The organism is Vibrio sp. FF145 (genome assembly GCF_041439075.1).
GTDB lineage: Bacteria > Pseudomonadota > Gammaproteobacteria > Enterobacterales > Vibrionaceae > Vibrio > Vibrio tasmaniensis_A.
Window position 1 is genome coordinate 1 of sequence record NZ_JBGONH010000070.1, and the last position, 20464, is coordinate 20464.

The 20464-nt window shown below is 43.1% G+C and carries 15 protein-coding genes and 2 pseudogenes; 13 read left to right on the forward strand and 4 right to left on the reverse strand.

The window, feature by feature from the left end:
• Positions 1-50 precede the first annotated feature (50 nt).
• Positions 51-182, forward strand: a pseudogene (locus tag ACED42_RS19740) (chlorhexidine efflux transporter); the annotation flags it as partial.
• A 195-nt stretch (positions 183-377) separates the two neighbouring features.
• On the opposite strand, the gene ACED42_RS19745 reads toward ACED42_RS19740, so the two are convergent.
• Entirely contained in the window at positions 378-845 is a 468-nt protein-coding gene (locus ACED42_RS19745) for a hypothetical protein (RefSeq protein WP_012600934.1), read from the reverse strand.
• Positions 846-1133: 288 nt separating this feature from the next.
• Complete coding sequence (locus ACED42_RS19750; protein WP_371703856.1) at positions 1134-2129, reverse strand: helix-turn-helix domain-containing protein; 996 nt, start codon at positions 2127-2129, stop codon at positions 1134-1136.
• A gap of 45 nt (positions 2130-2174) precedes the next feature.
• On the opposite strand from ACED42_RS19750, the pseudogene ACED42_RS19755 reads away from it, so the two are divergent.
• The 5 genes and pseudogenes from ACED42_RS19755 to ACED42_RS19775 all read left to right on the forward strand — a co-directional run.
• Positions 2175-2798, forward strand: a pseudogene (locus ACED42_RS19755) (HlyD family secretion protein); the annotation flags it as partial.
• Complete coding sequence (locus ACED42_RS19760) at positions 2788-3807, forward strand: DUF2955 domain-containing protein (RefSeq protein ID WP_012600930.1); 1020 nt, start codon at positions 2788-2790, stop codon at positions 3805-3807. The pseudogene ACED42_RS19755 and the gene ACED42_RS19760, both read left to right, overlap by 11 nt.
• 22 nt (positions 3808-3829) lie before the next feature.
• Complete coding sequence (locus ACED42_RS19765) at positions 3830-4930, forward strand: AI-2E family transporter (protein ID WP_371703857.1); 1101 nt, start codon at positions 3830-3832, stop codon at positions 4928-4930.
• Positions 4931-5587, forward strand: coding sequence for a potassium channel family protein (locus tag ACED42_RS19770; RefSeq protein WP_017096360.1), 657 nt, complete (start codon positions 4931-4933; stop codon positions 5585-5587).
• Between the two features lie 253 nt (positions 5588-5840).
• Complete coding sequence (locus tag ACED42_RS19775; RefSeq protein ID WP_371703859.1) at positions 5841-6434, forward strand: hypothetical protein; 594 nt, start codon at positions 5841-5843, stop codon at positions 6432-6434.
• Positions 6435-6674: 240 nt separating this feature from the next.
• On the opposite strand, the gene ACED42_RS19780 is transcribed toward ACED42_RS19775, so the two are convergent.
• A complete protein-coding gene (locus ACED42_RS19780) occupies positions 6675-6884 on the reverse strand; it encodes a hypothetical protein (RefSeq protein ID WP_004731601.1) in 210 nt (69 codons plus the stop codon).
• A 949-nt stretch (positions 6885-7833) separates the two neighbouring features.
• Between ACED42_RS19780 and ACED42_RS19785 the strand changes: the two genes are divergently transcribed.
• The 6 genes from ACED42_RS19785 (at position 7834) to ACED42_RS19810 (ending at position 17847) form a co-directional block, all read left to right on the forward strand.
• Positions 7834-8766 carry a siderophore ABC transporter substrate-binding protein gene (locus ACED42_RS19785; protein ID WP_041473139.1) on the forward strand — a complete coding sequence of 311 codons (933 nt, stop codon included), beginning with the start codon at positions 7834-7836 and terminating at the stop codon, positions 8764-8766.
• Positions 8767-8865: 99 nt separating this feature from the next.
• A complete protein-coding gene (locus tag ACED42_RS19790) occupies positions 8866-9819 on the forward strand; it encodes an ABC transporter permease (protein WP_371703861.1) in 954 nt (317 codons plus the stop codon).
• Positions 9812-10762 carry an iron chelate uptake ABC transporter family permease subunit gene (locus ACED42_RS19795; RefSeq protein WP_371703862.1) on the forward strand — a complete coding sequence of 317 codons (951 nt, stop codon included), beginning with the start codon at positions 9812-9814 and terminating at the stop codon, positions 10760-10762. The genes ACED42_RS19790 and ACED42_RS19795 overlap by 8 nt, the downstream gene beginning before the upstream one ends.
• Positions 10763-10774: 12 nt before the next feature.
• Positions 10775-11539, forward strand: coding sequence for an ABC transporter ATP-binding protein (locus ACED42_RS19800; protein WP_371703863.1), 765 nt, complete (start codon positions 10775-10777; stop codon positions 11537-11539).
• Between the two features lie 319 nt (positions 11540-11858).
• Complete coding sequence (locus tag ACED42_RS19805; RefSeq protein WP_135382031.1) at positions 11859-12884, forward strand: two-component system response regulator; 1026 nt, start codon at positions 11859-11861, stop codon at positions 12882-12884.
• Positions 12877-17847: an ATP-binding protein gene (locus ACED42_RS19810; protein WP_371703864.1), complete on the forward strand. Its 4971-nt coding sequence runs from the start codon at positions 12877-12879 to the stop codon at positions 17845-17847. Before ACED42_RS19805 ends, ACED42_RS19810 begins: the two co-directional genes overlap by 8 nt.
• A gap of 94 nt (positions 17848-17941) precedes the next feature.
• On the opposite strand, the gene ACED42_RS19815 is transcribed toward ACED42_RS19810, so the two are convergent.
• Positions 17942-18832 (reverse strand): LysR family transcriptional regulator, encoded by an 891-nt coding sequence (locus tag ACED42_RS19815; protein WP_009844857.1) that lies wholly within the window; start codon positions 18830-18832, stop codon positions 17942-17944.
• A gap of 307 nt (positions 18833-19139) precedes the next feature.
• Here ACED42_RS19815 and ACED42_RS19820 point away from each other — a divergent pair, with 307 nt between their 5' ends.
• The gene (locus tag ACED42_RS19820; RefSeq protein ID WP_029225556.1) at positions 19140-20315 is read left to right on the forward strand and encodes an MFS transporter; all 1176 of its coding nucleotides are present in this window, start codon (positions 19140-19142) and stop codon (positions 20313-20315) included.
• Positions 20316-20464: the final 149 nt, after the last annotated feature.

Here is a 20464-nt window from a genome sequence, read left to right on the forward strand (position 1 = left end):
AGACTACTTCTTCTTGAAGATAAAAGCGGCTTTCCCCGGAAAGCCGCGATGAACCATTTTTAATGGATATCGGCGTGACCATTTTTATTACCATTTACGCGTTTGTGTTTAATCTGATTTATGATCACGTGAGATCGTTCTTGGTACGCAGATCTTTCGCGGTTAAATTTGGAGCGAGCTAAAAGTGGTCTTAATCCTGGCGAGGGAGAAATAACCTCGTCATTCTAAGCTCATCTCCGTCAACACTCCCTCAAAAAAGCGCAAAACGCTTTTAACCGATCCTTCGGAAAGCGTTTTGCTTTTTAGTGATGCAACGTTATCGGCTTCCCGAGTAGCCCACTTATTGTTTGCAGTTCACTTGAAAATCGATAGAGCGCTTAGGCTTTTTCGGTTTTCTGCGTGTCATCCAATGCAAAGTAGATTTTAGAAACAATCACTTCGGCAACCAGAATGGTAAATACCACTGCAAAGAAGGCGACGACACCGTTCCAAGGCCCCGTGAAATCCACTTTGTCACCAAATAGAATGTTGATGGCTTCTAGCATCACGAATTTTGAACCGACGAGAATCACATAGCTCGACAGGCCTCTGTAGATCTTAGGGGCAGTGCCGGGTTTCGACTTGAAGTAATCCGCGAGCTTATGTTCTAAGCCGATGGATAACTTGAGCAACAGCTGTAGCAAAATCGCAGCAGCAAATGAGATGGTGAAAGACTCGATATTGACGAAATCCCAATATTCATCAAAAAAATTGAGAACGGTTAAATCAACGAGTACGGCGAGTGTGTAACCGACAAAGAGCCGTTGGGGCGTATTAAATCCATATACTTTTTCTATATTGCTCATCTACATCTTCCTGAGTAAGGGGTATAAAAAACTTAGGAGATAAACTTATAACTTTCAAACGCTTATTATTTTATATGCGAAACAGCTCTTAAAGTGGGTGTGGCGCATTATGGTAAGTATCTCTGTCGAGATTGATCCAAGATGGTACTTCGACTTAAAGAGGAGTAAGTATGATTATTTATTTTAGGGTACAAGACGTAGAGGAGCTTTGGGGCGCGATAGATCTAGCGACACTCTTACAAATGGAACTGAGAGGGAGGCCAGATTGTACTTAGTCCAAAACTACATTTAGTCCAAAATTGAACGTTGGTAGATCTTCGGCGTAAGACCAGACACACGCTTAAACGCACGAGAAAAATGAGAGATGTTGGTGTAGCCGAGTTGGCTAGAGATGTAGGTCAGCGTATGGCCCTCTTCCATCAGTTCGCAAGCTACCGAAAACATCAGGTTCTCTTTGATTTTTCGATAAGTGGTGTTTTCGTTCTTGAGTTTGCGTTGGAACGTTCGCACCGAAAAGTTGAGTAACTCAGCGGCTTCTTCGAGAGAGAGATCTTGTTCTTTCATGTACGGCTTTAGAAGCTCATAAACGCTATCGGTAAAGCTGGTATGCCACTCAATAAGTGTCGGTTTAGCACTGAGTTCTTTAGAGGTTAGGCTAATTGGGAGTTGTAAGATTTCTTCAGGAATAAGTACAGCCGTCGACGACTGATCAACAAACAGTTGGCAGCTACTTGGCACCAGTGTTTTGACGACATCGATGTCATGTCCTTGTAGACGCACCTTATTAGGTAACCATGGCGATTGGGATAAAATGGTTATTAATTCAATGATATATGTAATCGCAAAAGCTTCTCCCCATTGAAACATAGGGGAATTGTCTTCCGGGGCGGTTCGACAAAACCAGCTCTGACCGTGTTCTTGAATAAACTCGACCTTGCTCCCTGGGGAGTCGTAGGCAAAGATTGAATTGATCTGTTTTAGTGCATCACCAATGGTTTCGAATTCGGTAAATTGATGCAAGACATTTGGGATGATTCGACGTCGAAATGCGAGTCCAAGAATATCGGTGAACCGAGATACGCCGAGTTGTGCAGATGTAAGATAAATCAAACGCTTAATGGATTCCGATGGCACAAAATCACTTTCTGATTCGATAAGGTCGGGTGGTAAACCGGAATCTTTAAGCAACAGATGTAAATCAAGGCCATAGTCAGAAAATACCTGAACCAGAATTTTAGCGTAGTTCGTTTGAATTACCGGGACTTGGTAGTGACTAGAGGTCATTGGAATACAATCCTGTATATATTGTTGCATTATTAGACGTGCATATCATTTGCAACGTCTCGAGCGGCGGTTGTCAATGCAGGAGCTGACCTTGACCGTGCTAAGAAACAAATGGGTAAAGAAGGTCAGGAAAACAGCCAAGTGAAAGCGGCGTTGTTAGCACTTGAACAGGCACAGTTGAACCTAGAGCGCACCGTGATTACAGCACCGACACAAGGTGGCGTTTCTAACTTTAGCCTTTCTGAGGGTTTTTACGCATCAGCAGGTCAACCGATCATGACTTTTGTTTCGACGGAAGATATCTGGATTGAAGCTTATTATCGTGAAAATAGCCTTGGTAACGTAACCGTCGGTGATGAAGTGGAAGTGGCATTGGATTTCGCTCCAGGACAAATCGTGAAAGGGCGAGTGAGTAGCATCGATTGGGGTGTTGATTGGGGACAAAATGATCAAGCAGGTAAGCTTGCTCAAGCTAGCCAACAAACGGGTTGGTTGCGTCAAACACAGATGCTTCCTATCACTATCGAATTTGAACGAGATGAGATGCAAGGCATGCTTCGAGTGGGCGGCCAAGCGGATGTGATTGTTTATAGCGGCGACAACTTTGTGTTCAACGCGATAGGCAAAGTATGGATTCGTCTGATTAGCGTATTGTCTTATGTCCGATAAGCCGATTCCTGACCAACAAACACAGCAACGGATCCTGCGGTTTACCGTAGGGGTCACGTTGGCTGTTTTCTTGGCGGCGTGGATAAACTGGCCACTTGCGTTTGTGGCGCCAGTGTTCACTGCTAAGTTCTTAATTGATAAATCAAACCTCCATAAGGAAACGGTCTACGAATTGCTCTTGGCCGTTGTGGTGACGATGGGGTTAGGTTTATTGCTGTCGCGAGGAATTACCCATTACCCAATTCCATTGCTGATTTTGGTGGGGTTAATGATGCTGTGGGGTTACTACTTGTTTGTCGACCCTAAATGGAACCTTTTCGCCACCATACTGTTGATTGCTGTTTTGATGCTGCCTTTTATGGCGATTGATAACCCCGGAGTCTCTGTTTTGTTGGCATCAGGTTTAGCGACTTCTGGTGTAGTGTCGGTGACTATTTTTGCGCTGGTTCATGTCTTCTTCCCTGAACCTAAGTCGGAGTTCTCTGGCTTTGCGTCGGTACCTTTCAATAAGACAGAGCGCTGGTATGCGGCTTTCCGTGCGATGATTATCTCTTATCCCGTTGTGTGCTTTTTCTTTATTTTTCAGATATCTGAAGCATTGTTAACCATGATGTTTATTGCGTTGTTATCGTTAATGATCACTTCAGAAAAATCAGTCAAATTAAGTGCATTTCTGGTGATCAGTAATGGCATTGGTGGCTTGCTAGCGATAGCTGCTTTTTCAATCCTTTCGATTGTTCCGAATATTATCTTCTACTCTTTATTCATAGGCTTGGTCGCTATTGTGATTGCTAAGAAAATCTACACGGTTCCCGAAAAAGCACCGATTTTCGCCACTGCATTTAGTACCTTGCTAGTACTTGTCGGTAGCACATTGATGAGCTCCGGCGATATCGATAGCAACACTTTTATTCGCATATTCCAATTATTGCTAATTGGCATATATATGATTTTGGCCTCTTTATTCCTAGAAACTCGGAATTGGAAGTTTCTACAAAATCAGCATTAATTTTGTCTAACAAGGACGTCTCATGAAGTTAACCGACGATTTTTCAAAACAGGCGATAGACGCTGCCATCAAAATTGCAGCGATTGCTATGCTCGTCTACTGGTGTTTTGCGATTTTACGCCCATTCATTCTATTGGTTATTTGGGGGGCGATCATTGCGACTGCGCTCTATCCAGTTGCTGTCGCGATTTCAAATAAGACGGGAATGTCGAAAGGAAAAGCCAGTGCATTGCTGAGCTTTATTGGTGTGATTCTTCTATTTATTCCTTTGGCGGCGCTTTCTTCTGGTATCTACACCAGCGCGACTGACCTGATGACAGGCCTTCAAGATGGCACATTGTCATTGCCTAAACCGAAAGAGTCTTTACAAGATATTCCATTAATAGGGGAAAAGGTTTATTCAACTTTGGTTGCCGCCTCGAACAATATTGAAGGCACTTTCATAAAGTATGCAGACGAAGTTAAACAGTTCGCGACGAAAGCCGCTTCTGTTCTTGGCTCGTTAGGTGGTGGCTTCATTCAGTTCATTATCTCTACCATCATTGCTGGTGCATTCATGAGTAATGCCGATAAATGCAAAACTGGTGTGACTCACTTAGTGGCGCGTTTAACGGGCGGTAAAGGTGAAGAATTGGTAGAGCTTTCTAAATCGACCGTGCGAAGTGTTGTTCAAGGTGTGATTGGTGTGGCTGTGATTCAATCCATGATGTCGGCAATCGGTTTGGTGATTGCAGGCGTTCCTGCGGCTGCGTTTTGGGCATTAGCTGTTCTGCTCATTGCAATTATTCAACTTCCGCCGATTCTTGCTTTATTGCCTGCAATTATTTACATGTTCAGTGTTGAATCGACACTGGCGGCGAGCTTGTTCTTAGTGTGGTGTATTTTAGTGAGCGGCAGTGACGCTATCTTGAAGCCAGTGCTGCTGAGCCGTGGTTCTCACATTCCAATGTTGGTTATTTTGCTTGGTGCGTTGGGCGGAATGGCGATGTCAGGCATCGTTGGTCTGTTTGTCGGTGCTGTGATACTGAGTTTAAGTTATGAGCTGATGATGGCGTGGCTTGGACTTGAAGAGAAAAACCAAGAAGAAACTGAGAAAAAACCAGCAGAGGCAGAGGAAAAATAGATGAAGCCAGTCTCTAAAGACGACAACTTCTACTTCTTATTCTATGCACTGTTGGTGTTGTTTTTTGGTTGCGCGGTGATGCAGCAGTTTTATCCGCAAGGTCAAAAGACCATTCTGTTTTTGATCATTATTACTTTGGCTGTTTCGATAGTGGGAATACATAAAGAGCGAGCCTTGTATCGCTCTTGGTATGGTCTGCTATTGATAACCGCTACGGTGTCGGGGGTATTCTCGTTTTTGGAGGACTATAACCTTTCGATAGTGACGTTAACGGCATTGGCGGTGTTTCTGTTCTCACATATTTATTCCGCTCTCAAACAGGTAATGAAAGCAAAGACGGTGACGCCCAATCACATTATTGGTTCTATCTGTATTTACTTGTTGTTAGGGTTCGCTTGGTCGACTATCTACTTGTTGATTTTAGAAATCTTCCCTAATGCATTTAACGGGTTAGAAGAGCAAATCTGGCTGACCAACTTGTTCAATGCGATGTACTTTAGCTTTATCACCTTGACCACGGTTGGCTATGGCGACATATCACCGGCTTTGCCTATTGCTCAATTCTTTGTGTTCATGGAGTCCATTATCGGCAGTTTCTATTTAGCCATCATGGTCGCGAGCTTGGTGAGCATCCGACTTGCGCAGTCTCAATCTTAAGTGCAATCTTTTTCATTTAAGTACCTGTATAAGTTAGAAGTCTGTTTTGTTGGAACAGGTGTAGTATGGATTTTAATCGATGATCAGTTTTACCATTTAACGCCATATGGATTAATAAGTAACCAAAAGATAACGTATTGAGAGAATTTAAGTACGCACCTAGATATAACCTATCAAGTTACCGAAAAAACGAGGTTATATAGTGGTATGATCGCGGGCTCAGCACCATAAGTGATAAAGAATAGGAAACAGAATGACTCACCTTACCGATCAGCAAGAAGCTGCAATGGCGACGTTTAAGGAAAACTTACACCTTCCAAATGGTGGTTTTCATAAACTGATTATCGATCTAAGTAAGGAATATCAGCTGCCTTTTCAAAAGGTGCGTGCGGTTTTAAAGAAAGCTCAAAAAGGTGTTGAACGACAGATACGAGAAGACTTTAACAGTGTTGATGACACAGTACTGAGCCAAGAGAATTGGGTGAACATTATTAAGTCGAAGCTTGTTGAGTTAGCGGAAGAAAACCAAACGGTGATGGATAAGCTGCAACAAAACCTGAAGTATCAAAAAGTGTTGTCGGCAACCGAAGGTTCAATCGCAAGTGAAGACGAACGTGACGAGTTGATTGAAGAGTTGATTCAAGCTTATGAGAAAGAGGTGTTCAAACCTTTACTGGCGATGCTGCATACAACAAAGCTGTATTGGAAGTTAATGCTGGTGGATGAGACATGTAAGATGAATGAGGAGAATCGTGAGAAATTCAGCGATTACCCTCAACACATGCAAGCTGCAGAACACTTATATACTCTTGATCAAAAGTTAAGGTCGATGCCGTTAGCTTATTAGTCCATGAATGCAATGATAATGACTCATTGGTGATTCAGAGTTTGATATAAGTTGGTTTCAATAGAAGCACGATAACCTAGCTAGCGTTAGCCGCGTGTGAAATGCAAAAAGGGCTAGGTTTCTGATCTGTTTTACTTCTACTCTATTTTGTTCTGCTAAAGCGAATTGAGGGTGACATCTTTGACTTTTTTTATATCTGTCGAACTAGACGGTGTTTCTTTCTGTAGCCGATGGGAAATGCTATAGGAGTGTGAAATGTCCTAGGGTGTTTCCGTTGCCTGAAACGATAGTTCCGATGCTTTCTCGTTCATTAAATTCAAAGTCGATGAGATAACTGTGATGTTGTAGCTTGGGCAATATGTGGCGGTGGAGTATATCGCTATTGAGCTGTCGAATCTCTGTGACCCATGAAATCTCTTCTTTGTGTAAGTCTATTTTAATCTTGAGCATTTATTACCTTTTAGTTTATTGACTGTTTTTTCGCGTGATAGTTGGTACCAATGGGTTTGTCTTGTTGTTCTGCGTGACATAACTGTGCCTTGTGTTTATTACATTTATATTTAATAAGTCGATCTATTTTGAATTCGCTAAAAAGAAAGCAAATGACGAATAGAACGGTAGTGGGATCTGATTTAAAAGCTATTGAATGACTATCTGGGTGAAAGCTGACGCAGAGATGGTGTAACGAGGGAATCGAGAACTGTCTTTGTGGAACTTGGACTTACTTTAGCATTAACAGCTCTATAGATTAGAGCCAGGTGGCGAACTATACGCCTAGTTTTTTAAATTACAACCCTATTTCTAATTAAATTTAAAAATATTTTTGAATGATTTGCCGTCGCTTATTGATAGTTAAATGAACGAAGGACAGGGGATTGACCATAGTATCTGACTGAGGCTCGGTTTTGCACCGCTTTGTGTTCTTTGTCATTGGTGGTTTTAATTGAGGTATTAACTTAGTGGTAGTTAAGCGTCTGTTATACTTGGTCTTTACATTGTAAATCACAATTCGTGACTCTGAGGTTTAGCGTTGTAATTAGGAGGTTTAGCGTTGTAATTACAGGGTTTTCGGGCACTTTTCCCCATCAGTTTTTTCTTCAGATTGATGATCATTTTCCTCTTCGCGCTTTTTGCTATTTTTGATTCCTAATATCTCTCCCGACTACGCAAAACATGAATACTCACTTTTACATTTCTGAATAATAAAGTTGTTGTGTCGCTAATTTAACGCAAATATAATTGATAATAGTTCTCACTTGCGTTACAAGTTTGTTGTCAAAGCAATGACAGACTTTAAATTATCGTTATTTAGCCGTTGTGTACGCCCCATGCTCATCTATGAGTAATGTGACTTTTATTGTCATGAGTGGTGGTTTGTATCCATGGCAAAGGAAGACACATGAAGAAAACAATCAATTCAGTTCGTCAGTTATTGGGTGGGCTTGCTATCGCTCTTGCATCATCATTGATAATGACCGCTCAAGCGGAAACAATCACTATTGAACACGTAAAGGGCACGGTGCAGTTTACCGAAGTACCACAGCGCGTTGTAGTACTTGGCTTTGGTAGCTTGGATGTGCTTGATCAGATTGGTATACAGCCAGTTGGCGCGCCTCACAGCCTAATGCCTGACTATCTAGCTTCGTACAAAGATACGACGGCAAATACGGGCTCATTGAGTGAACCTGATTTTGAAGCTATCTACATGTTGAAGCCTGACATTATTATCGCGGAAAACCGCATGCTTAAGGTTTACGACAAGCTGGCACAAATCGCTCCAACGGTCATGTTCTCTATTGAAGGTGACAAATACTGGGCTGATGCTCAGCAAAACTGGCGCGCGCTAGGCAAGCTCTTTGGTAAGCAAGCTAAAGTAGAAGCGCTCATTAAAGAGACTCAAGCTTCTATCACGGCGGTTAACGACAAAGTCGCGTCTGACGAAACGTCAGCAATGATGCTAATGAACAACGGCAACAACATTGCGATGTTCAATAAGGGCAGTCGCTTCTCAATCATCTTTGACGATTTTGGCTTTGTGGAGTCAAAGAGTGCGACAGTGGCTCCGATTAAAGGGAATCACGGCAATCTAATCTCGTTCGAATACATTGCGGACGCAAAACCTGAAGTGCTTTACGTGCTTGACCGCGAAAAAGCGATCGGTAGGTCAGAAGGGCGCGCACAACAGCTGTTTGACAACCCACTGGTTGCGGCAACACCAGCAGCGCAGCAAGGCAACATCGTTTACCTTGATTCAAGTGCTTGGTATCTGGTAGGTGGCGGCGTAACAGCGATTCACAGAATGTTGGGTGACATTGAACGTACGATTCAATAGTTACTAATCATCAGATTCTCGGGCTTATAAGAGTGTTCTTATAAGCCCTTTTTCACTTTTTTATACGGTCTCCCCGATCCTACCTTTAGTATTACTTCTATGTTAAAACCCATTGCAGCTGCTGTATTTCTTGTTGTGTTATGCGTTGCGTCATTAATGATTGGAGTCGCTGAGATCAGTTTTAGCGATTTTTTCAATGGCAACCAACACGCCAACTCTATTTATGTTGTTAGTCGGATCCCTCGACTGTTCGCGATTGTGCTTGCCGGTGCTGGCTTGAGTGTTGCTGGCTTGATAATGCAACAGATTGTTCAGAATAAGTTTGCTGCGCCTTCGACGATGGGCACGATTGATTGCGCCATGCTTGGATATATAGTCGGTATTCTGGTGCTGGGCAATGCCGCGCAATGGAGCTATTTAGGTTTCATTTTCGCGTTTGCGGTTTTCGGGACCATGCTATTGGTCCGCTTTCTGCAACACTTGAAGTTCAAGAATGCGGTGTTGGTACCTTTGATTGGCATCATGTATGGCAACGTTATTTCCTCTCTAACAACCTTTATTGCTTACAAATACGATTTAGTACAAACCATGTCGGCATGGACGATGGCGAACTTTGCGAGTGTATTGCAAGGCAGCTATGAAATCCTTTACCTCGCGGTTCCTGCATGTGTGTTGGCTTATTACTTTGCGAGTCAGTTCAGTGCGGCAAGTATTGGTGAAAGCTTCGCAAAAAACATTGGCCTCAATTATCAGAAGATCGTCTTCATTGGTGTTGCATTGGTTGCTATCTGCGCCTCTTCTGTGGTGATGATCGTTGGTGTTATCCCATTTCTTGGCCTTATCGTGCCGAATATCGTGTCGTTGATGATGGGCGATAACATGAAGAAAATTCTGCCTTGGACAGCCTACTGGGGCGTGATCTTGGTATTGGCCTGCGACTTGTTAGCTCGAATCGTTATCTTCCCTTATGAGATTCCAATCTCAATGGTAATCAGTGTCTTTGGCGGCTTGATTTTTATCTACCTGATCATGAGAGACAAGTCGAATGCGTGATTCAGTAAAAATTGCGATTCTGGCTATCGCGTCTTTGGGTATGGCGGCAGTATTTGTGGGGCAGGGACTTACGTGGGATAACTACGAATTCTTCTTGTCTTTGCGACTACCCAAACTGCTGTCGATTGTGTTGGCGGCGGTGGCGATCTCTGCATCGTCATTGGTTTTTCAAACCATCACCAATAATCGAATTCTCACCCCTTCAATTTTGGGTTTTGACAGTTTATACATGCTGGTTCAAACGGTGCTTCTGTTTGTGTTTGGTGGTACTAGCTTTTGGGTAATTGATGCAATCGCGAACTTTTCATTGTCTGTGACTGTGATGATCTTGTTCTCGTTTGCGCTGTTCCATTTTTACTTCAAGAGCAAGCGAAACAACGTATTTACACTGTTGTTGATTGGTATTGTGTGCGGCAGCGTATTCTCAAGCTTGGCTAATTTCCTTGCGATGTTGATTGATCCGAACGAGTTTGCCGTGCTGCAAAATGTGATGTTCGCGAGCTTCAACAACGTGAAAGGTGAACTGGTTTACCTCAGCCTTATTCCATTGGGTTTGAGCTTGCTTGGCCTGTGGTTGTTGGCTCCCAAGCTTGATGTGCTTTGGCTTGGTGTTGATAACGCGACAAGCTTGGGCGTGAACACCAAGCGATTGACTCAGATTACCTTAGTGATTGTGTCAGTGATGGTCGCAGTATCGACTGCTTTGGTTGGCCCTGTGCTGTTCTTTGGTTTAATCACCGTGAGCTTAGTTCGTCAGATATTCAAATCTTATCAACATCGTGTGCTTATCATCGCGAGCAGTTTGTTAGCGGTCGTTCTATTGGTTTCAGGCCAATGGTTCATTGAAAAAGTAATGGCGTTTGAAACCACTGTGAGCGTGATCATTAACTTGGTCGGCGGTTTGTATTTTATGTTCTTGTTGTTACGCACCAGAATTCAGTAAAGGTAATAAGTAGTGATTAAATTAACAGGTTTGAGTAAGAAGTATGGCAAGACACTTGTGGTGGATGATGCCAGTGCCATGTTCCCGAAAGGAGAAGTGACTTCTATCATTGGCCCAAATGGTGCGGGTAAAAGTACGCTGCTTTCTATGGCGAGTCGCTTAACCGAAAATGATGCGGGCGAGGTCGTTATTGGCGATAAGTTACTGGCTGAATGGGATACCAAAGAGCTTGCTAAGCACCTTGCGGTATTACGACAGTCAAACAACATCAATATGCGATTTACGATTCGTGAGTTGGTCTGTTTTGGGCGTTTCCCACATTCTCAAGGCCGCTTGAAAGACGAAGATCATAAAGTCGTCGATACGGCGTTAGAGCACCTTGGTATTACCGATATTCAAAACAAATACTTAGATGAGCTCAGTGGCGGTCAGCGTCAAATGGCGTTTATTGCAATGGTAGTGGCGCAAGATACCGACTATGTCTTCTTGGATGAGCCACTAAACAACCTAGATATTAAACACTCTGTAGAAATCATGCAGACGCTACGTCGTCTAGCGCATGAGTTTAATAAGGCGGTGGTTATTGTGATTCACGACATCAACTTTGCTTCTTGTTACTCAGATAACATTGTCGCGATGAAGAGGGGCCAAGTGGTTAAGTCGGGCAAGGTCTCTGAAGTGGTTGAAAAGTCAGTGATGGAGTCGATTTACGAGATCCCATTTGAGATTCGTGAGTTCGATGGTGTTCGAATCTGTATGTATTATTCAGGTCGTTAGGTTGCGGGTTCGCTAGGCTATTTGATTCTCTAATGACTTAAGTGAAAAGAGCTCCCGAGTGAGGAGCTCTTTTTGTCTTTGCCAGTTTGTATTTTGTTAATAAAAGGTCTGGATTCAAAAGTAATCTGTATAATTTCCTTTGTATTATAATGACTTAATCGACGTAATATTGACTGGTCATACTTCGACAAACGTTGGTTTGATGTCACTCGAAGATCTACTCTTCATTTTCAATAAACAATTGCTATTTTTTCTGATTAACCTCTAAAAATCGTTCTACACTATATTTATAACTGTTTGATTTTTATACGAGGTATCAATGAGTCGTAAACCCATAGTGTTAGTCGTAGATGACACCCCAAGCAATTTGGATGTGTTGACTGCAATACTTAAAGATACCTATCAAGTCAAAGTAGCAATTAACGGTACCATTGGCATCAAGATAGCCAAGATGGTGCCTCAGCCAGACCTCATTCTCCTCGATATCATGATGCCTGATATTGACGGTTATGAAGTTTGCAGACAGCTCAAAGAACAGCCCAACACCGCGCATATCCCCATTATCTTCGTTACTGCCAAAATTGGACCTGAAGCCGAAGTAAAAGGGCTCTCCTTGGGGGCTGTAGATTACCTAACCAAACCGATAACCCCTGCTATTGCACTCCAGCGTGTGAAAACGCATATCGCACTTTATGACCAACAACGCGCGTTGTTTAGTCAGGTAAAAGAGAAAACTCAAGAGATCAATCTCGGTAAGCTAGAAACACTGAACATACTGGGTAGAGCTGCTGAATTTAAAGACAATGAAACAGGCATGCACGTTAAGCGTATGAGTCACTACTGTGAAGTGCTAGCTAAAGCCTTGGGAATGACTGACGAAGATGCCGAGACGTTGCGTGATGCAGCACCAATGCATGATATTGGCAAGATTGGCATTCCCGATAGTGTGCTGCTAAAGCCTGGTAAGTTGGATGCCGGTGAGTGGAATACCATGCAGAAACACGTCGAGTACGGTGTTGAAATTCTTGGTAGGCAGAGTGATTCCAAACTGATGCGTATGGCGATTCAGGTGGCGCAATATCATCATGAGAAATGGGATGGCAGCGGTTACCCAAACCAGATCGCGGGTGAAGAAATTCCTTTGGTAGGAAGAATCGCTGCGGTGGCTGATGTGTTTGATGCCCTGACAGCAGAGCGTCCTTATAAGAAGGCTTGGAGTGTCGATGAGGCACTGAGCTTGTTTGAAGAACAGAAAGGCAAACATTTTGATCCAACTATCGTTGATCTGTTCTTTCTTAAGTTGCCCGAGATTCTTGCGATTAAAGAGAAGTTTAGCGATGAGTGATGGCTTGATGTTGTCACTAAATCGTTTTGTATTATCTCTTATCATTGGCTTATTGGTGTGGTCACTAGTCATTCGCAGTGTAAACGCGGCTGAAGTGACCGATGCTAAGTTAAACCAGTGGTTGGAAAACCAACCGACCATCACATTTATTGCGCTTTCCGACCATTACCCGTACTCATTCATCGATGACGACGGGCTGGTTTCTGGGATCATCAAAGATTGGACATTGGATCTTGAACAGCGTTTTGGTGTCCATGTTCGGTTTATCACAGTTAACTCGCGCGTCGAGGCCAAAGCGGCGTTAGTCGATGGGCGAGGCGACGTGTTCCCATTCCAACAGTTCGACCCAAGTGAAGGTGGACGTTTTCTTGCAAGTGATCCCTATATTCCTTATCAGGTGGCTGTGATAGTCCCTATCGACAAAAAACTCGATGGAAACCTAGATCAAAATAATAAACGCCGCATTGCGATGGTAAATGAAAACATAGACTTGGAGCGTGCAGGAGTGAGGTTGAGCTCTATCGAAAGAGTCGATTTTGAGAATGTTATTGATGCGGTGCGTGCGTTAGGGTCTGGTGATGTTGAAGGCATGGTCGGTGAACCTATCACCACTATGGATCTTGCGAAAAAGATTGGCGTTCATGGTCTAGCGGTCAACTATGTTTTGGAGCATTGGAAAAAGTTAGAAGCGTCGATGGTGATTCGAAATGACGAACCAGAGCTACTGACGCTAATCAACAAACAAATTGAAACTTTTGACGTTGCAAATAAGAACCAGATTTTATCAAAGTGGCTAGATACCTCTCCTTATCGAGTTCCACTAAAAGGCGTATTTGGCTTTGGTAATCCTCCGTATATGTATCCAGACAGCACCGCGGTCGGGCTAGAACACGACATTATTCAACGTGCTCTTAATGATATGGGGTATAAGCTGGGTGACGTTGTCACTCTTCCTCCTAGTGCCGCTAAAAAGGCCATCGATAACAATAATTCTATTGCCTTTGTTTCTGGCGTTCAGTTTGATGATCCTAATGCGCATTTCCTAAGTGATAACGTTCTTAATGTTGAGTTTGTTCCTGTTTCATTGACTCGCCGCAAGCTCAAACTTCAATCCCAAAACGACTTATCTCTAGGTGCGTTATTGTTCGACGAGACCTCACCAATTAAAAATTCTGTTGAAGTACTGAAGGGTATGTTAGACATTGGTCGTGTCGAAGATTACGAAGGTCTTGAATCAGCATTTTCACAGTTGAGGGCTCAAAATGTTGACTTGTTAATGGTTGAACGAAGGGTTCTGGAGTGGTTTATCACCAATACTCGTTTTATTGAAATGGCAGAGCTAACGCTACATGACGAGTATAAAGTTGAGTATCCGATCTATGTTGACTTTAAGAGTGAGGAAATCAGAGACAGTTTCAATGCCGCGATTAGAAAACTTAAACAGGCCGATGACGGTTTAAGCCAAATTATCGAGATGCAGGTTCAGAATGATTTGAGCCAAGTGCTTAAAAAGGCGAATATCATAGCTCAAATATCCGCCTATTTTATCGTCAATGACCGCTTTGAAGAGTTAACCGAAGTTTTTGAAATTTTCGATACGGACAGTTCATTTCAGGTAATCACCGCGCAAGCGGATAATAACAATCGCCCAATTAAATCTTGGTACATTGGCAACCTAGTTGATGAATATGGAGAGACGAAAAACACCTCTCATTTTTCGTCTGTCACCAAGGTGGCAAATTATCGAACCAAAGGAGGGAGCATCAATTCTGGCTCGATGACTTTCTACTTTGATGTTCAGTCGTTAGAGCGGAACCATGTTTATTTTCCATCGGTCGAACAATTTAGTTCATTTGGAGATGCGGCGAAACGCTATATTGCGGATGTTTATCAAGCGAGTAACTTGACTGGAGAGATCTTAAATCTAAGCCAAAAAGAGAGGGCGTGGATCAAAGATAATCCGGATGTTCGGATAGGTATCGATCCGAACTCATTGCCTTATGAGGCGGTATCTAATACCGGTGAATACATCGGTATAATTGACGATTATCTAACGCTCATTGAGCAGAAAACAGGGTTAAGTATCAACCATGTAGACGTTGCAAGTTGGTCAGAGACCCGTAGCTTGGTTGATCATCATGAAGTAGAACTGGTCTCCGCAGCTCAAGAGAACCGTTCGTTAGGAGACAACGTCAAAGCTGTCAAGAGCCTGTTTTCAAGCCGTTTAGCTATTGGATCGAGACGAGACATTAGTAGCTTGGTGCTTGAGGAAGCTGAAGGATGGAAAATCGGTATCTTGAAGAACGCAGCAAATACCGACGCGATTGTCGAGAAATATCCGAATATTGAATGGGTGAAAGTCGAATCCACTGAAGATGGGCTTAACCGACTGGATGATGAAACCCTAGATGGCATGATCGATACTGTCGAAGTCCTAAACTATCTCATTGATTCATATGGTCATCGTGAGGTCGGAATTATCGGACGACTTGATTTTTTCCGTTCTCCAACTTTACACGTCATTAAGTCTGAACCTTTGCTCTATTCCATTGTGAATAAGGCAATTGAGAGCATTTCTGCTGAAGAACGTCAAAAGATCTCAGCAAAATGGGCGGCGCCTAAAGCGATAGAAAGAGTTGACTATCAATTGGTTTACACCATTTCGGTTTTTTCTCTGGTGATCCTTCTTCTTATTATTTTTTGGAATCGTAAATTAACTAAGCAGATCATTATTGCTAAGGAAGCGACCGAAGCTCTAGAAAAGGCGCAGAACCAACTCTACAACATGCTAAATAGCTCTCCAATCGCCGCTAGTGTTGTGTTAGAAGAGAAGGTTCGCTATGCCAACGATACTGCGAAACGCCTGTTTGGGGTTGAAGATCTGGATCTTGATTCTATCGATGCGGCTGCTATTCATGATTCCTTAGCCGTTCGGGACGATGTACATAAGGAGCTTAATCTCAATGGAAAGGTGGTAAACAGAGAGTTGGTGCTAAGAAAGTCTGACGGAACCCGTTTCGTCGCGCTCGTCAGCTATTATTTGTTTGAGCTAGATGGCGAGATAGCAACACTATTTTGGGCATTCGATATTTCAGAAATGAAACGCCTAAACGAACAACTTGAAGAAGAGAAACAGAGAGCCGATCTGGCTAGCCAAGCTAAATCGGAATTCTTAGCCAATATGAGTCACGAAATTAGAACGCCAATGAACGCAATAATTGGTTTGTCTTATCTGGCGATTGGCGAAATATCTAATCCTGTTGCTCGAAACTATATTGAGAAAGTGCACCGTTCGGGGCATTCACTGTTAAGCATCATTAATGACATCCTCGACTTCTCTAAGATAGAGGCGGGACAGCTTGCCATTGATAGCATCCCATTTGATCCCGCAACGACCTTTAAAGATGTGATTGAGTTGATGGAGTCGAAAGCGGCTGAGAAACAACTCAATTTGTCGATGGTCATCGACCCAGAATTAGACACGCCATTACAAGGCGATCCCTTGAGGTTGTTCCAAGTCATACTCAACCTTGTGGGCAACGCGATTAAGTTTACGGAAAAAGGCAGCGTAGCGTTAACGGTGGAGCATCTTGACTCGAACGATAGCAGCCTAACCATGAAAGTGAGTGTGATGGATACCGGGATAGGCATCTCGGATGAGAACCGTCACAAGCTGTTTGAAGCCTTTAGCCAAGCGGATACCACTACAACACGTCGGTTTGGCGGTACAGGGTTAGGACTCAATATTAGTCAGAAATTGGTTCGTGCAATGGGTGGCCAAATTAGTGTTGGGAGTGTTTTCGGGCAAGGCAGTGAGTTTTCGTTTGTTCTAACATTGCCAAGATCAAGCGTTGAAGAATTGGCAGAGTTTAAAGCCCAAGAGCTGCAACTGGATTACCAGATAGAGTTCAAAGGTCAAAGGGTATTGCTCGTTGAAGATAATGAGTTAAATCAAGATTTAGCTTTGGCATTCTTCACCCGATCTAATTTGAATGCCGACTTGGCAGAGAATGGAAAAGAGGCATTGGAATTAGCTCAAAACAATGAATATGAGATGATCTTTATGGATCTGCAAATGCCGATTATGGATGGTTTCGAGGCTACACGTTTGATTCGTGAGTTTGATAAAGATGTACCAATTATTGCGATGTCGGCCAATGTGTTTGCTGATGCGAAACAGCGAGCGCGAGAGGCTGGAGTCACGGACTTCTTGGATAAGCCCATTATCATCGATAAAGCCACCTCTTTGATTACGAAATACATCGTGCCAGAGGTTTTGGTTGAGGGTAAAGCGTCATCAGAGTCGCCTTTAGTTAGGATGCAAAATAGCAGCTCTAATAGTCCGACATTAAGCTCTGATACTCTGATGGTTCTCCCTGTTTTCTCATTGCCAAGGTTCGGTCAGCTGACTCATCATGATGTGAAGCTGCAAGAGAAGATGCTTGGTAGATTCTGCCAAGGGGCGCCTGACATTATGTCGGATACCTTCGACAACCTAGTGCAAGATGAATGGGTGACGTTAGAGCGGAACCTACATACGTTAAAAAGCATGGCGGCTTCTATTGGCGGGTTGCAATTGGCTGAACAACTCGGTGGTCTTGAAAACAAAGCTCACAACAAGGCGTGTGATGAGCAGGATCTTAAACAAGCTGAGCTTGGGTTAATCGAATTGATTAAAGCGGTTGAGAGCAGCTTTGATACGTTGGGTGCTGAAGGTGTTGAAACGGCATGTACTCAAGAAACTGAGGTGAGAAGCGCTGATGCATCGAATTCGCCTAATATCACTCAAGAGCAGCGTGCTAAGTTGTATTCGCTGTTGGATGCTTATGATAACGATGCGACCCAATACGTGACTGAATTACTGGCACAGTATCCACATTCAGCAGTTCTTAAAGATGTCCAAAGTGCGTTAGATAATTACGACTTTGAACGAGCCAAAGAGGTTCTGAGTGCTTCTGAGTAGCTGTCTTTTGAACATCACTCCAACATTAAAGCCTTTAGCTCTTGCTGCGAAATAACGAACTAGCTAAAGGCTTTACTTCTTTCTGTGTCTCGGATTAATTACTGACGTGTTGTTTGATTAGATCGATAAGGGTGTTGTATCTGTGCGGCAGTTTTCGATTTCTTTTCTGAACCAAATACAGTGTTTCTTCAACCTTCACTTTAGGTGGCACAACATGCAACTTCTCTTTGTCTGGAAAGTTTTCGACAGCCCCTGCGGGTAACACGGTGAACCCAAGCCCTTTTGATACGGGTAATAGAATTTGGTGGAGTTGATTAATGTAGCCAGACTTCGGGATCTCATTGATGTTGATGTTCGCTAAATCTTTATCTCCGCATAGGTCAAAATACAAAGACAGGTAATGAGCAGAGTCTGGGTGGGCTATGAGGCCGATATTGTGCAGAGCTTCAGGGGTAATCTCTAAGTCAGCAAGACTATGATGGACGATTAAGCACAGCGCCTCATTACCAATAACTTGGCTCTGATAATAGCTGTCATTGGGTGAATGTCTTACGATTCCAATATCGGTGGTGCCTTGGATTAGGTCGTTCAATATCTTTTTGTTCGGTGCCGCTTCTAGGTTGATGCTCAGGTCTTGATGTTGCTGCTGCAGTTCAAGAAGCTTGGGATACAGACGCAAAGAGAGTGAACCCGAACAGGATAGATGACATTGCCCAGAATAAGGATTGTCGAAACTCAGAGATTCGAATAAATCTTCTTGGTCTTTTTCCAGTTTAAGAGCGTAGCGATACATAATCCGACCTTGTTCGGTCAGTTCGAAACTCTTATTTTCTCTCGATAACAAGTCACAGTTACAAGCTTGCTCAAGCTTTTTGATGTGTTGGCTAACGCCAGGCTGTGTCATATACAGCTTTTCTGCAGTTTGGGTGAAATGACCAACTTCAACCAGAGTCTTAAATGTATTGAGCCAAAGTGGATTAATCATACTCACCTTTAAATGCTAACGGCTATGGATAAAAGGCTTACAAGTAACAGAGCCTCTAAATAACAAATCCTATAAACAACAAAGCTTTTGAATAACAAAAAATTATTATTATCTTAAGTGATGATAATTTCAACTCTAGAGCGTAAAGCAACGAAGATCAAAGCACCTTTGGCGGAATACACTTCGAAGTCGAGACTCGTGGCTCTTTAATTGAGTGCTTTGGTGAGGTCATTAAAAGTAACAAAGAGTTGCGACTTTGTTGATTTTTTGTTCTATTGACCAACTGTGCTCATATTTAGGAACGAAGATGAATAGAAATGTTTGGCTGCTCTCACTGTGTCAGGCTTTGTTGATGACGGGCAACATATTACTGATCTCAGTGATTGGCTTGATAGGCAAACAGATTGCACCCAGTGTCAGCATGATTACTTTGCCTGTAGCGTTGCAGTTTTTAGGCTTAATGGCAGCCACTATTCCTGCATCTTTAATTTCAGGAAAATTAGGACGAAAACGAGGGTTCAGTATCGGTAATGTGGTTGGCATTACAGGGGCGAGCCTTGCAACTTACGCTTTATCTCAGCAACATTTCTATCTGTTTTGTTTCGCCACATTTTTGCTTGGGATAGGTATTGGTTTTGGTACGCTTTATCGTTTCGCGGCTATCGAAGTGTGTGACGAAAATGCACGCCACCGTGCGATTTCAATATCAATGGCTGGTGGAGTATTGGCGGCGGTACTTGGGCCTAACTTAGCGATCATGTCTCAACAATGGTCAGCAGATGGCTTGTACATCGGTGCTTTTGCTTCGCTGATCGGCCTAAACATCTTAGCTTTAGCCTTGTTACAAACCATTCAGTTTCCTAAGGTCTCTTTTAATAGACAGGCTCCCAAAGCCGACCCTTTAAGTGTGATCGTTAAAGCGCCGAACTTTATTGGCGCTGTGTTTGCGGCCATGGTTGCTTACGCAGTAATGAACATTTTGATGACTGCAACGCCATTGGCGATGATTGGTTGCGGATTCGATTTTACTAAAGCTGCTGGTGTGATTGAGTGGCACGTATTGGGTATGTTTGTGCCTGCATTCTTTACGGGTTCCCTCATCGAGAAGTTCGGTTCAAGAATGATGATCCTTGCAGGTGGCGTGTTATTTGTGGTGAGTATTGCCATCAATATCCATGGCGTATCAATTTGGCACTTCAGGGCGGCTTTGGTCGTGCTTGGTGTGGGTTGGAACTTTATGTTCATCGCTGCAACAGGTTTATTCAGCCAGTCGTATCAAGCTCAAAACAAAGCTAAGGCACAAGCGTTCAATGAATTTGTTGTGTTTGGTTGTGTGACTGTCACGGCGCTACTGTCTGGTTGGTTGGAGTCAACAGCAGGGTGGCAGAACCTTAATCTCTACGTATTACCATTCGTTTTGGCCGTAATTTTGTTGTTTGCATTCAGTGCGCGTAAATCACGCATTCAAAAGCAGCCCGTGTAATGGTTCGTCGAATGGTGGTTCAGCAAGTTTTTTACTGTGACTAAACCCCTAGTATCTTAAATTGCGACCAATAAAAAGCCCTACCGAATCGGTATAATGCCGATCGTTTAAGAAGACTTGAACGATCTTGCAGTTAGCAGATAATCCCC

Coding starts and splice junctions, on each gene's coding strand:
- ACED42_RS19805 (WP_135382031.1), top strand. CDS start 11,859: ATGAGTCGTAAACCCATAGTGTTAGTCGTAGATGACACCCCAAGCAAT.
- ACED42_RS19760 (WP_012600930.1), top strand. CDS start 2,788: ATGTCCGATAAGCCGATTCCTGACCAACAAACACAGCAACGGATCCTG.
- ACED42_RS19775 (WP_371703859.1), top strand. CDS start 5,841: ATGACTCACCTTACCGATCAGCAAGAAGCTGCAATGGCGACGTTTAAG.
- ACED42_RS19795 (WP_371703862.1), top strand. CDS start 9,812: ATGCGTGATTCAGTAAAAATTGCGATTCTGGCTATCGCGTCTTTGGGT.
- ACED42_RS19815 (WP_009844857.1), bottom strand. CDS start 18,832: ATGATTAATCCACTTTGGCTCAATACATTTAAGACTCTGGTTGAAGTT.
- ACED42_RS19810 (WP_371703864.1), top strand. CDS start 12,877: ATGAGTGATGGCTTGATGTTGTCACTAAATCGTTTTGTATTATCTCTT.
- ACED42_RS19790 (WP_371703861.1), top strand. CDS start 8,866: ATGTTAAAACCCATTGCAGCTGCTGTATTTCTTGTTGTGTTATGCGTT.
- ACED42_RS19820 (WP_029225556.1), top strand. CDS start 19,140: ATGAATAGAAATGTTTGGCTGCTCTCACTGTGTCAGGCTTTGTTGATG.
- ACED42_RS19765 (WP_371703857.1), top strand. CDS start 3,830: ATGAAGTTAACCGACGATTTTTCAAAACAGGCGATAGACGCTGCCATC.
- ACED42_RS19750 (WP_371703856.1), bottom strand. CDS start 2,129: ATGACCTCTAGTCACTACCAAGTCCCGGTAATTCAAACGAACTACGCT.
- ACED42_RS19785 (WP_041473139.1), top strand. CDS start 7,834: ATGAAGAAAACAATCAATTCAGTTCGTCAGTTATTGGGTGGGCTTGCT.
- ACED42_RS19770 (WP_017096360.1), top strand. CDS start 4,931: ATGAAGCCAGTCTCTAAAGACGACAACTTCTACTTCTTATTCTATGCA.
- ACED42_RS19745 (WP_012600934.1), bottom strand. CDS start 845: ATGAGCAATATAGAAAAAGTATATGGATTTAATACGCCCCAACGGCTC.
- ACED42_RS19780 (WP_004731601.1), bottom strand. CDS start 6,884: ATGCTCAAGATTAAAATAGACTTACACAAAGAAGAGATTTCATGGGTC.